This window comes from Streptomyces sp. NPDC088252 (genome assembly GCF_044740965.1).
GTDB lineage: Bacteria > Actinomycetota > Actinomycetes > Streptomycetales > Streptomycetaceae > Streptomyces.
Map to the genome: position 1 here is coordinate 1 of NZ_JBIURS010000005.1, position 13,589 is coordinate 13,589.

4 protein-coding genes, 1 tRNA gene and 1 pseudogene are annotated in these 13,589 nt (G+C 68.3%); 4 read left to right on the forward strand and 2 right to left on the reverse strand.

Annotated elements, in window-relative coordinates; translation table 11 throughout:
• The first annotated feature begins 274 nt into the window (after positions 1–274).
• A tRNA-Thr gene (locus ACIOHC_RS12115) sits at positions 275–347 on the forward strand.
• Positions 348–405: 58 nt separating this feature from the next.
• On the opposite strand, the pseudogene ACIOHC_RS12120 reads toward ACIOHC_RS12115, so the two are convergent.
• Together ACIOHC_RS12120 and ACIOHC_RS12125 are read right to left on the reverse strand one after the other, a co-directional pair.
• Positions 406–1,129, reverse strand: a pseudogene (locus ACIOHC_RS12120) (aldo/keto reductase).
• A 42-nt stretch (positions 1,130–1,171) separates the two neighbouring features.
• Positions 1,172–3,787 carry a SpoIIE family protein phosphatase gene (locus tag ACIOHC_RS12125; RefSeq protein ID WP_389636978.1) on the reverse strand — a complete coding sequence of 872 codons (2,616 nt, stop codon included), beginning with the start codon at positions 3,785–3,787 and terminating at the stop codon, positions 1,172–1,174.
• Positions 3,788–4,201: 414 nt separating this feature from the next.
• Here ACIOHC_RS12125 and ACIOHC_RS12130 point away from each other — a divergent pair, with 414 nt between their 5' ends.
• The 3 genes from ACIOHC_RS12130 (at position 4,202) to ACIOHC_RS12140 (ending at position 13,564) form a co-directional block, all read left to right on the forward strand.
• A complete protein-coding gene (locus ACIOHC_RS12130; protein ID WP_351086126.1) occupies positions 4,202–9,628 on the forward strand; it encodes a HAMP domain-containing protein in 5,427 nt (1,808 codons plus the stop codon).
• 244 nt (positions 9,629–9,872) lie between these two features.
• Positions 9,873–10,550: a response regulator gene (locus tag ACIOHC_RS12135; protein ID WP_351086124.1), complete on the forward strand. Its 678-nt coding sequence runs from the start codon at positions 9,873–9,875 to the stop codon at positions 10,548–10,550.
• 248 nt (positions 10,551–10,798) lie between these two features.
• On the forward strand, positions 10,799–13,564 hold the full coding sequence (locus ACIOHC_RS12140) for a DNA translocase FtsK (protein WP_351086122.1): 2,766 nt from the start codon (positions 10,799–10,801) through the stop codon (positions 13,562–13,564).
• The last annotated feature ends 25 nt before the right edge of the window (positions 13,565–13,589 follow it).

Sequence of the window (13,589 nt, forward strand, 5' to 3'; positions counted from 1 at the left end):
GTACTGCAGGGGGGACCCTGTGGGAGAGTAGGACGCCGCCGAACTCCTTTTACGGGAAGCCCCGTGTCCTTGTGGCACGGGGCTTTTCCGCGTTTTAGGACCCACTCATGCTGTCGTTCGGCTGTGCCTGTCCTCCTCCGGGCCGGCGACGTCGGCGCGACGTGGCGAGAGGGCCGGTGGTACGGATGAGAGCTCGTCAGAATCTTCTGTGGCCAGTGGTTTTGAGTACCCCTGAGTTCCGGGTATGCTTTACCTCGTTGCCACAGCGCAGCAGGCCCCAATAGCTCAGTCGGTAGAGCGTCTCCATGGTAAGGAGAAGGTCTGCGGTTCGATTCCGCATTGGGGCTCAGTGAGAAGAAAGGCCCCCGCCAAGCAGCGGGGGCCTTTCGCGTGTTCGGTGCGTCCTTACGCGGCGCCCGTGTGGTGCGAATCGAGGCGGGCGACCTCGTCCGCTGAGAGGCGCAAGGCACCTGCGGCCGCGTTCTCCGTCAAGTGGCCCGGATTACCGGTGCCGGGGATGGCAAGGACGTGTGAATCCTGATGCAGCGTCCAGGCCGGCCGCACCTGCGCCGCTGTCACACCGTGCGCGTGGGCGACGGCGAGCAGTTCGTCCGCGTCGGAGCCCCCGGAGCGCGTGGCACCCACGCCCTGCTCGCGTCCCTGGCCGGCCAGGGCGAAGAAGGGGACGGAATGCGATGCCTCGCTCGCCACAGATTCGCAGGACGTCATCCGTGCCCGCGCTGGGCGTATCGAGGCCGTAGCGGTTCTGTACACAGACCACTGGGGCGATGGCCTGGGCCTCGGTCAGATGGACGGCCTTGACCCCGGAGATGCCGAGGTGGCGTACGGGGCCCGCCTCGCGCAGCTCGGACAGCGCTCCGAAGTGCTCGGAGAGCGATTCCTGGCCCATGAGACGCAGATTCACCAATCGAGGTGGTCGCGGCCCAGTCGGCGCAGATTCTCCCGCCCGTCGGAGCACGCCGATCGACTGTTCACGGTTGCTCGGGGTGCCGGGGTGGAAGGCGGCGCTGCCGGTCAGGCGCATCGCACCGAAGCCGAGCCGATTGACTGTCAGGTCGCCGAGCTCCCACGTACCCGCGGCTGATGCGGTGATCGTCTTTGGGTTCATGGGCCGCAGTTTCACAGGGGCCCGAGCCTTGATGAAATGTGTTCAGGCGGTGGGGGGTTCGGGGACGCGCATGGCGAGGATGGCCATGTCGTCGGAAGCCGGATCCGCGGCGAAGCGTTCGACTGCCCGCAGGATGCGTGCCGCCACCGCGCCGGCCGTCAGACCGGTACACGTGGAGAGGACGTCCGCCAGACCGTCGTCGCCGAGCATGCGGGTGCCCTCACGGCGTTCCGTGACGCCGTCGGTCACGCACAGCAGGACGTCGCCCGGGGCGAGGGTGACCGTCTGCTCGTACAGTTCGAGGTCCTCGATCACGCCCAGCAGCGGCTGAGGTTCGGCCGCCGCCTCGACCGAGCCGTCCTGACGCAGGCGCAGCGGCAGGGGGTGGCCGGCGCAGACCACCTTCAGGAGAGCGCTCCCGTCCTCCTGGGGCCACAGCTCCCCGTACAGGAGGGTCAGGAAGCGACTGCGGGCTCCCTCGTCCAGGATGGCGGCGTTGAGACGCTCCAGGACCGCCGGGCCGCCGAAGCCCTCGCGGGCGAGCAGGCGCAGGGCATGGCGGGCGAGGCCCGTGACGGCCGCGGCCTCCGGACCCGTTCCGCAGACGTCGCCGATGGCGAAGCCGTAGGCACCGTCGCGGATCGGGAAGACGTCGTAGAAGTCGCCGCCGACCTCGTTGCCTTCGCCCGCCGCGCGGTAGATGACCTCGATCTCGACATTGGGGACCTCGGGCAGCCCCGGCGGCAGCAGGCTGCGCTGGAGGGACTGACTGATCGCCATGCGCTCCGAGTAGAGGCGGGCGTTGTCGAGTGCGAGGGCGGCACGGCGGGAGAGGTCCTCGGCCAGCTCCAGGATCTCCTGGCGGAAGTGGTCGTCGGAGGGCTTCCCGAGCGTGATCATGCCGATGACGCGGTTTCGGGCGACGAGTGGCAGGACCACTGTCTCTCCGCCCACCGCGGCGGCGGTGGCGAGTGTCGTGCGGGCGCCGGAACCGAGCCCGCCGGGCTCGCCGAGGCCGAGCGTACGCATGGAGGCGCGCAGGGCCGCCTGGTGGGCGGCCTCGGTCGGGGCCGCCCAGACTCGGGCGCCGGGGGTCGGTACCGGGTCGGGGGGAGCGATCTTGGAGAGCAGAGCCTTCAGACCGTCGATGCGCTCCTCGTCCTCGTGAAGGACGTACGAGAGGTAGGGATCCGAGGACTGGTCGGCGATCGTGTAGACGGCGCACCAGGTGGCCAGGGTAGGAACCGTCATCTGGGCCATCAGGGCCAGGGTCTGGTCCCGGTCCAGGGTGCCGGCGAGCAGATCGGACGCCTCGACGAGGAAGGAGAGGGAACCGCGGCGCAGGCGCTCCAGTTCGCCCAGCCGGGCCGACTCGACGGCCAGCGCGATGCGGTCCGCGGCGAACTGGAGGCGCAGGGCCTCCTCGTTGGAGTAGCGGCCGGCGGCTTCCGCGGCGACGCCGAGCGAGCCCGTCAGACGTCCCTCGACCTTCAACGGGACGGTGACGACCGAGCGCATCCCCGTGCCCCCGAGCAGCGGGACGGCGCCGGGGACGTGGTCGAGGTCTTCGTGGACGGCGGGCATCCGTGCGGAGCCGTAACGTCCGGTACCGGCCTCCACCGGAACCCGGGCGAAACGCTGACGGGCGGAAGGCAGGCCGGTCGTGGCCCGTACCTCCAGTTCCGTCTCGTCGTCCGTCGCCAGCAGCAGGAAGGCCGAGTCGGCGTCGAGCATGTCGCGCGCCCGTTCGACCGTGCGCTGGAGCAGGCCGTCGAGGTCGTCGGGGGCGGGGGAGCCGATGAAGATCTCGAACGGATCCGCCTTGCGGTGCTCGGTGTTCGCGTCGGACACGGGCGCGCGTGCCGGGGACTGGAGGACGGCGCGTTCGTAGTCGCGGACGAGCAGGCAGACCGTGGACGGTTCACCGCCGGTGTCGCGGACCCGGAGGTGCGAGGCGTAGACGGGGATGGTGCGGCCGTCGGCGCCACGGATTCCGTAACTGCCCTCCCAGCGTGAGAGTTGCAGTGCTTCGACGATGCCCGTGTTGGTGCCGGGTGTCTGCGGCCAGGCGGTGAAGTCGGTGAGCTGTTTCCCTGTGACCTGGTCCACGGCGTATCCGAAGAGGAACGCGGCGTCCTCGTTCCAGGCGGCGATGGAGCCGGTGCTGTCGATCTGCACGACGGCCACCCGGACGCGCTCGTCGGCGACCGGGAGCAGGCCGACCGGGAGCAGGGGACCGGCGGAACGGATGCCCACCGGGCGCTCGGGAAGATCGAGCTGGAACCAGACATGTTTGTGGGTGGGCGAATACTCGACGCCCCACCGGGAGGCGAGCGCCGAGCAGAGCAGCAGCCCGCGGCCGTTCTCACGGTCCGGGCTGCCGAATTCCGGGCCCGAGCTCTGGAGCGGGACCTCGCGCTCCGGATAGTGGTCGGAGACCTCGATGCGGACGCCGTCCTCCGTACGCAGACACAGTACGTCCGCGGCGGTGCCCGCGTGCACCACCGCGTTGGTCACGAGCTCGCTGGTGAGGACGACGGCGTCGTCGACGACATCCGTGTATCCCCATCCCTGGAGCGTGTCACGGACGAATGCGCGGGCGGTCGCGACCGAGCGCCCGACCGGGTCGAAGGTGGCAGCCGCGCGCGCGGTGATCACAGCACTCCCCATTTGGTGTCTCGTCGCTTCCCTGAGTCCTGTGCCCGTTTCTCGCCGCTTCGATTCGCCTGCCAGGCTAGACGCTCGGTCTCGGTGCCGGATACACGAGGGCCGACTTCGGGCAGGAACGATGAGAAACAGGCACGTGACGGGACAAGCGTGGGCTTCCCAACAGGGTGATGTGGGGCAACCCTTGGAGGCTGCACCCCGATCGGATGGGGCCTGGTACGTTTCAACGATTTGACGTCCGCATGGTCACCCGTCGACGGTGGGCTGTGGCGGTGAGCCAATGAGGAACTGGGCAAGCTCCCAGATAAGGCCCGAGCTATACGGTCAACCCCTGCGGGAGGGATCACGGTGGAGTCTGGCGTGGCGGCGCGGGGATCAGGCACGCGCACAAAAGGCGGACAGTCCGTGAAGAAGCAGCGCAATGGAACCATCGAGGTCGACGCGGCGGCACTGAACAGATTGCTGGCGGGCCTGGTGGCCATGCGCGACGGGAATTTCCGCAGGCGCCTGACCGTCTCGGGCGACGGCGTGATGACGGAGATCGCGGCAGTCTTCAACGAAGTCGCCGACCGCAATCTCCATCTCACCGGCGAGCTGGCTCGGGTGCGGCGGGTCGTCGGGCGTGAGGGGAAGCTCGCGGAACGGCTGGAGACGGGTGCCTGCGAGGGCTCCTGGGCCGCCGCCATCGACGCCTCCAACGAACTGGTCGACGATCTGGCCCGTCCGGTCTCGGAGGTCGGCCGGGTGCTTTCAGCGGTGGCGGACGGTGATCTGGAACAGCGGATGGAGCTGCGGTCGCACACCTCCGACGAGACGGTGCGCCCGCTGCGCGGTGAGTTCCTGAAGGTTGCCCGTACGGTCAACAACCTGGTCGACCAGCTGTCGGCGTTCACCGAGCAGGTGACGCGGGTCGCGGTCGAGGTGGGTACCGAGGGCAAGCTGGGCGGACAGGCCCAGGTGCGTGGTATGTCCGGTTCGTGGAAGGACCTCACGGACTCCGTGAACACCATGGCGTACCGGCTGACCGCACAGGTGCGGGACATCGCCCTGGTGACGACGGCAGTCGCCAAGGGCGACCTGTCACGGAAGGTCACCGTGCACGTGGCCGGCGAGATGCTTCAGCTGAAGAACACCGTCAACACGATGGTCGACCAGCTGTCGTCGTTCTCCTCCGAGGTGACCCGGGTCGCCCGTGAGGTGGGCACGGAGGGCGAGCTGGGCGGGCAGGCGACCGTGCCCGGTGTGGCAGGGGTCTGGAAGGACCTGACCGACTCCGTCAACACGATGGCCGGGAACCTGACCTCCCAGGTGCGCGGGATCGCCGAGGTGACGACCGCCGTCGCCAACGGTGACCTGTCCCAGAAGGTCACCGTGAGCGCCCGCGGCGAGGTCGCCCAGCTCGCCGAGACGATCAACCAGATGACCGAGACGCTGCGGACCTTCGCCGACGAGGTGACGCGTGTGGCGAGCGAGGTCGGCGGCGAGGGCCTGCTCGGCGGCCAGGCCCAGGTGCCGGGTGCCGCCGGCACCTGGAAGGACCTCACCGATTCGGTGAACACGGTCTTCCGCAACCTGACGACGCAGGTGCGCGACATCGCGCAGGTGACCACGGCAGTGGCCAGTGGTGATCTGTCGCAGAAGGTCACGGTCGACGTGGCCGGCGAGATGCTGGAGCTGAAGAACACCGTCAACACGATGGTGGACCAGCTTCAGTCGTTCGGGTCCGAGGTGACGAGGGTCGCCCGGGAGGTCGGCGTCGAGGGCCGGCTGGGCGGCCAGGCGGAGGTGCCGGGCGCCGCGGGCACGTGGAAGGACCTCACCGATTCGGTGAACACCGCTTTCCGCAACCTGACCGGTCAGGTACGGGACATCGCCCAGGTGACCACGGCGGTCGCCAACGGTGATCTGTCGCAGAAGGTCACCGTCGATGTGGCCGGCGAGATGCTGGAGCTGAAGAACACCGTCAACACCATGGTGGCGCAGCTGTCCAACTTCGCCGACCAGGTGACGCGGATGGCCCGCGACGTGGGGACGGAGGGGCGCCTCGGCGGCCAGGCACGGGTCGACGGTGTCTCCGGTACGTGGAAGGAGCTCACCGACTCCGTCAACTTCATGGCAGGGAACCTGACCTCCCAGGTGCGCCAGATCGCTCAGGTGACCACGGCGGTGGCGCGGGGCGACCTGTCGCAGAAGATCGACGTGGACGCGCGCGGCGAGATCCTGGAGCTGAAGAACACCATCAACACGATGGTCGACCAGCTCTCCGCCTTCGCCGAGCAGGTGACGCGGGTGGCCCGCGAGGTGGGTACGGACGGGCGGCTCGGCGGCCAGGCGCAGGTTCCCGGCGTCGCCGGTGTGTGGCGTGATCTGACGGACTCGGTGAACGGCATGGCCGGCAATCTCACGGATCAGGTCCGCAGCATCGCCCAGGTCGCCACGGCGGTGGCGCGGGGCGACCTGTCGCAGAAGATCGACGTGGACGCGCGCGGCGAGATCCTGGAGCTGAAGAACACCCTCAACACGATGGTCGACCAGCTCTCGAACTTCGCCGAGCAGGTGACGCGGGTCGCCCGTGAGGTGGGCACCGAAGGCATCCTCGGCGGCCAGGCCGAGGTGCAGGGTGTCTCCGGTACGTGGAAGGACCTCACCCAGTCCGTCAACGGCATGGCGAACAACCTGACCCTCCAGGTCCGTAACATCGCCGAGGTCACCACCGCGGTCGCCAAGGGCGATCTGTCCAAGAAGATCACCGTCGACGCCAAGGGCGAGATGCTCGAACTCGTGACGACGGTCAACACCATGGTCGACCAGCTGCTCAACTTCGCCGACGAGGTGACGCGGGTCGCCCGCGAAGTGGGTACCGAGGGAATCCTCGGCGGTCAGGCCCGGGTGCGCGGTGCGACGGGTATCTGGAAGGACCTCAGCGACAACGTCAACCTGATGGCCAACAACCTGACCAGCCAGGTGCGGAACATCTCCCGGGTCTCGTCCGCGGTCGCCACGGGCGACCTGACGAAGAAGGTCACCGTCGAGGCGCGCGGCGAGATTGCCGAGCTCGCCGACACCGTCAACACGATGGTGACGACGCTGTCCTCGTTCGCCGACGAGGTGACGCGAGTCGCCCGTGAGGTGGGCACGGAAGGTGAGCTGGGCGGACAGGCACGCGTTCCGGGCGTCTCCGGTACGTGGAAGGACCTCACCGAGTCCGTGAACTCGATGGCGTCCAATCTGACCGGTCAGGTGCGGCAGATCGCCACGGTCACCACGGCCATCGCCAAGGGCGACCTCACCAAGAAGATCGACATCGACGCGCGCGGTGAGATCCAGGAGCTGAAGAACACCATCAACACGATGGTCGATCAGCTGTCCTCGTTCGCCGAGCAGGTGACCCGCGTGGCCCGTGAGGTGGGCACGGAGGGGCAGTTGGGCGGCCAGGCCCGGGTCCGGGACGTCGACGGCACCTGGCGCGACCTCACCGAGTCGGTGAACGAGATGGCCGGGAACCTCACCCGTCAGGTGCGGGCCATCGCGGCCGTCGCCACGGCGGTGACCCGCGGCGATCTCAATCTCAAGATCGATGTGGACGCGTCCGGCGAGATCCAGGCACTGCAGGACAACATCAATACGATGATCGCCAACCTGCGTGACACCACGGCCACCAACAAGGAGCAGGACTGGCTCAAGGGCAATCTCGCCCGGATCTCCGGCCTGATGCAGGGGCGGCGCGATCTCGACGACGTGGCCTCGCTGATCATGAGCGAGTTGACTCCGGTCGTCTCCGCGCAGCACGGTGCGTTCTTCCTGGCCATGCCGACCGGTGACACCGACGCGGTGGGGCCGGACAGTGACAAGGACAGCTCGTACGAACTCCGGATGAGGGGCAGCTACGGATACTCGGCGGGATCGATGCCGACCTCGTTCCGGCCCGGTGAGACGCTCATCGGCACCGCGGCGGAGGAGAAGCGGACGATTCAGGTGGACAATGTTCCGCCTGGATATCTGAAGATTTCCTCCGGGCTCGGTGAGGCGCCGCCCGCGCATGTGATCGTGCTGCCGGTGCTGTTCGAGGGGAAGGTCCTCGGTGTGATCGAACTGGCCTCGTTCCAGCCGTTCACCCATATCCAGCGGGACTTCCTCAATCAGCTCGCCGAGATGATCGCGACGAGCGTCAACACCATCAGTGTCAACACGAAGACAGAGAAGCTCCTTGAGCAGTCGCAGGAGCTGGCCGAGCAATTGCGGGACCGTTCGAAGGAGCTGGAGATCCGGCAGCAGGCGCTTCAGGCCTCCAACGCCGAACTGGAGGAGAAGGCCGAGCTGCTGGCCCAGCAGAACCGCGACATCGAGGTCAAGAACACCGAGATCGAGGACGCCCGGCAGGTCCTGGAGGAGCGCGCCGAGCAGCTCGCGGTCTCGATGCGCTACAAGTCCGAGTTCCTGGCAAACATGTCGCACGAGTTGCGTACCCCGCTCAACTCGCTGCTCATTCTGGCCAAGCTGCTCGCGGACAACGCCGAGGGGAATCTCTCGCCGAAGCAGGTGGAGTTCGCCGAGACGATCCACGGGGCCGGTTCCGACCTGCTGCAGCTGATCAATGACATCCTCGACCTGACGAAGGTCGAGGCGGGCAAGATGGATGTCAGTCCGACCCGGATCGCGCTGGTCCAGTTGGTCGACTACGTGGAGGCGACATTCCGGCCGCTCACCGCGGAGAAGGGGCTCGACTTCTCCGTACGGGTGTCGCCGGAGCTGCCCGCGACGCTGCACACGGACGAGCAGAGGCTGCTCCAGGTGCTTCGCAATCTCCTTTCCAACGCGGTGAAGTTCACCGACAGCGGAGCGGTCGAGCTGGTGATCCGGCACGCCAGCACGGATGTGCCGAACGCCATTCGTGAGCAGCTGCTGGAGGCCGGATCACTGCATGACGCCGATGCCGATCTGATCGCCTTCTCGGTCACCGACACCGGTATCGGGATCGCGTCCAGCAAGATGCTGGTGATCTTCGAGGCGTTCAAGCAGGCCGACGGGACGACCAGTCGCAAGTACGGCGGCACGGGGCTCGGCCTGTCCATCAGCAGGGAGATCGCCCGGCTGCTGGGCGGTGAGATCCATGCGGCGAGCGAGCCGGGCCGCGGCTCGACGTTCACGCTGTATCTGCCGCTGCACCCGAGCGAGCTGCCGCCGCAGGGCTATCCGCAGGTGGGTCCGGGGACCGTCGAGGCACACGGTGCAGCGGTCGAGGAAGGTCCGTTCACAGACGTCCGTCCGGGCGCCGGCCCGACGGTGACTGTGCACGATTCGGCCGGAGCGGGCGGACCGGCGCGGAGCCGCAAGCCCCTGGGGAGCTCGGAGCGACGGCTCGCGTTGCCGTCGCGCGCCGCCGCTCCGGCGTCTTTGCAGGAGCCGTGGACGCTCGGCGGGCAGGAGGAACCGGAGGTTCGCAGGACGTTCCGGTTCCACGGCGAGAAGGTGCTGATCGTCGACGACGACATCCGTAACGTCTTCGCGCTCACCAGCGTGCTGGAGCAGCACGGTCTCGCGGTGCTGTACGCGGAGAACGGGCGGGTGGGCATCGAAGTCCTGGAGCAGCACGACGATGTGACGGTCGTACTGATGGACATCATGATGCCGGAGATGGACGGCTATGCCACGACGGCGGCGATCCGCAGGATGCCGCAGTTCGCCGGGCTGCCGATCGTCGCGCTCACGGCCAAGGCCATGAAGGGCGACCGGGAGAAGGCCATCGAATCCGGCGCTTCCGACTATGTCACCAAGCCTGTCGATCCTGATCATCTCCTCTCCGTAATGGAGCAGTGGATGCGCGGAGAGTGATCATTTATTGAGAGAATCGCGATGAGTTGATGATTGGCTGTGCCCGCAGGAGTGTGAGAAGGCGCTGTACGGGGAACCTTCTGGTCCCCCACCGCGTTTTTGCTGTGTGCACAGTGACATCGCGGTGACAGGGTGTGGCGACGGGCGGGGTGCGGCTACCATGACCGGCACAAGGACGGACGGCGTAAGGGAGTCGTCCCCTGGGGCGGCGCCCGGTGCAATTCCGGGGCGAGGAGGACGGGCCATGGTGCAGAAGGCCAAGATCCTCCTGGTCGATGACCGGCCGGAGAATCTGCTGGCGCTGGAGGCCATCCTCTCTGCGCTCGATCAGACCCTGGTACGGGCATCGTCAGGGGAGGAGGCGCTCAAAGCGCTGCTCACGGACGACTTCGCGGTCATTCTGCTGGACGTCCAGATGCCGGGCATGGACGGTTTCGAAACGGCCGCGCACATCAAGCGGCGGGAACGGACCCGGGACATCCCGATCATCTTCCTCACCGCGATCAATCACGGTCCGCATCACACCTTCAGGGGTTACGCGGCGGGCGCGGTGGACTACATCTCGAAGCCGTTCGACCCGTGGGTGCTGCGGGCCAAGGTCTCGGTCTTCGTCGAGCTGTACATGAAGAACTGCAAGCTGCGCGAACAGGCGGCGTTGCTGCGGCTCCAGCTCGAAGGCGACGTCAACGGCGACACGGGCCACGAGAAGGAGCCCGCGGGGCTGCTGGCCGAACTCTCGGCGCGTCTCGCAGCCGTCGAGGAGCAGGCCGAAGCGCTGTCCAAGCAGCTCGACGACGAGTCGGCGGACGCCGCGGCCGTGGCCACCGCCGCCCACCTGGAACGGAAGCTGACCGGCCTGCGCCGGGCGCTCGACGCGCTGGAACCCGGCACCGGAAGCGGCGCGAGCGTCGTTCCCTCGTAACGCAGTGCCGCGGCGCGGAGCCACGGCGGGAGCGGTCCGGCCGTGCGACCTGCCGTCGGCGAACGGCGCTTGTCCGGGACGTCGGCCCAACTTCCCTGCCGCCCGGCCCGTTCGACAGCGGGAACGGGGGCTTCCACCGGCGCGGACGCGTGAGAGCGCGTCAGTTTGCCGCCTCTATAAGGCGACACGGACGGGTGAAGCGGCAGGCACGCGTGTTCACGGTCGTCGACACCGGTAACCTCGGCACCATGGCCTCACGTACGTCCGGCAAGGGTTCCCAGGGCACGGCGGGCACCGCGAAGCGCGTCGGCCGTACCGCGGGGCCGGCCAAGAAAGCCGCGCCCGCGAAGAAGACCGCCGCGAAGAAGACCGCGCCCGCGAAGAAGGCTCCCGCCAAGAAGGCGGCCGCGCCCAAACCGGCACCGTCGCCCACCGGTGGTGTGTACCGGGTGGCGCGTGCCGTCTGGCTCGGCGCGGCCCACGCCGTGGGTGCGATGTTCCGCGGCGTGGGCCGCGGGGCCAAGGGACTCGATCCCGCACACCGCAAGGACGGCGTCGCCCTGCTGCTGCTCGGCCTCGCGCTGGTCGTCGCCGCGGGTACCTGGTCGAATCTGCGCGGACCCGTCGGTGACCTCGTCGAGATGCTCGTCACCGGGGCCTTCGGGCGACTCGATCTGCTGGTGCCGATACTGCTCGGCACCATCGCCGTACGGCTGATCCGCTACCCGGAGAAGCCCGAGGCCAACGGCCGTATCGTCATCGGACTCTCCGCCCTGGTCATCGGGGTGCTCGGGCAGGTGCACATCGCATGCGGATCGCCCGGCCGGGGGGACGGCACCACGGCGATGCAGGACGCGGGCGGACTCATCGGCTGGGCGGCCTCCAAGCCGCTGATCTACACGATGGGCGAGGTTCTCGCCGTACCGCTGCTGTTGCTGCTCACCGTCTTCGGACTGCTGGTCGTCACCGCCACCCCGGTGAACGCCATTCCGCAGCGGCTGCGTCTGCTCGGCACCAAGCTGGGCATCCTCGACCCGCTGCACGACCCCGAGGCGGACGAGGAGAACGACGACGAGCGCTACGACGAGCAGTGGCGCGAGGCGCTCCCCGCCCGCTCCCGCCGCTCCTCCGCACGCCGTTCCGAAGCGCCCGCGGAGTACGACCCCGACCGGGCGGAGGCCGACGCTCTCTCCAAGCGCCCGAGGCCGCGCAGGCCTTCCGCGCAGCCCGCGATGAACCGCACCATGGACGCGGTGGATGTGGCGGCGGCCGCGGCCGCGGCGCTCGACGGGGCGGTGCTCAACGGCATGCCGCCCTCTCCGATCGTCGCCGACCTCACCCAGGGCGTCTCCGTCGAGCGTGAACGCCCGGGTACGCCGGTGCCGGGTGCCAGGGAGGGCGAACCCGTCACCGGGGGAGGCAAGCCGGAGAAACGGGCGGTGCCCTCGGGCGGCGTACCCGATCTGACGAAGCCCGCGCCCGACCGGTCGCAGTCCGAGCCGCTGCCGGCCCGCGCCGAACAACTGCAGCTCTCCGGCGACATCACCTACTCGCTGCCCTCGCTCGACCTGTTGGAGCGTGGTGGCCCGGGCAAGACCCGCAGCGCCGCCAACGACGCGATCGTCGCGTCCCTGACGAACGTCTTCACCGAGTTCAAGGTCGACGCCGCCGTGACCGGCTTCACCCGCGGACCGACGGTCACCCGCTACGAGGTGGAGCTCGGTCCCGCGGTGAAGGTCGAGCGGATCACCGCGCTCGCCAAGAACATCGCGTACGCCGTCGCCAGTCCCGACGTCCGGATCATCTCCCCGATCCCGGGCAAGTCGGCGGTCGGCATCGAGATCCCCAACACCGACCGGGAGATGGTCAACCTCGGCGATGTGCTGCGCCTCGCGGACGCCGCCGAGGACGACCACCCGATGCTCGTCGCGCTCGGCAAGGACGTCGAGGGCGGCTATGTGATGGCCAACCTGGCGAAGATGCCGCACGTCCTGGTGGCCGGTGCGACGGGTTCCGGCAAGTCGTCCTGCATCAACTGCCTGATCACCTCGGTCATGGTGCGGGCGACGCCGGACGACGTCCGCATGGTGCTGGTCGACCCCAAGCGGGTCGAGCTGACCGCGTACGAGGGCATCCCGCACCTGATCACACCGATCATCACCAACCCCAAGCGCGCCGCCGAGGCTCTCCAGTGGGTCGTACGGGAGATGGACCTCCGGTACGACGACCTCGCCGCGTTCGGATACCGGCACATCGACGACTTCAACCAGGCCGTCCGCAACGGCAAGGTCAAGCCGCCGGAGGGCAGCGAGCGCGAGCTCTCGCCGTACCCGTACCTGCTCGTGATCGTCGACGAGCTGGCCGACCTGATGATGGTCGCTCCGCGTGATGTGGAGGACGCCATCGTCCGTATCACCCAACTGGCCCGCGCCGCCGGTATCCACCTGGTGCTCGCGACGCAGCGGCCCTCGGTCGACGTCGTCACCGGTCTGATCAAGGCGAACGTGCCTTCACGGCTCGCCTTCGCTACCTCCTCGCTGGCCGACAGCCGCGTCATCCTCGACCAGCCCGGCGCCGAGAAGCTGATCGGAAAGGGTGACGGTCTGTTCCTGCCGATGGGGGCCAACAAGCCGACCCGTATGCAGGGTGCCTTCGTCACCGAGGACGAGGTCGCGGCCATCGTCCAGCACTGCAAGGATCAGATGGCGCCGGTCTTCCGCGAGGACGTGGTGGTCGGCGCGGCCAAGAAGAAGGAGATCGACGAGGACATCGGCGACGACCTGGATCTGCTGTGCCAGGCCGCCGAGCTGGTCGTCTCCACCCAGTTCGGTTCCACCTCGATGCTGCAGCGCAAGCTGCGGGTCGGCTTCGCCAAGGCCGGCCGGCTGATGGACCTGATGGAGTCGCGAAACATCGTCGGTCCGAGTGAGGGATCCAAGGCCCGCGACGTCCTGGTGAAACCGGACGAGCTGGACGGGGTGTTGGCACTGATTCGCGGGGAATCCGCTTCGTAGGTGAAGTGCGGGCAACCGTTTCGCC

Bases quoted from the DNA above. Each gene is read 5' to 3' on its own strand.
- ACIOHC_RS12140 (WP_351086122.1), top strand. From the start codon at position 10,799: ATGGCCTCACGTACGTCCGGCAAGGGTTCCCAGGGCACGGCGGGCACC.
- ACIOHC_RS12135 (WP_351086124.1), top strand. From the start codon at position 9,873: ATGGTGCAGAAGGCCAAGATCCTCCTGGTCGATGACCGGCCGGAGAAT.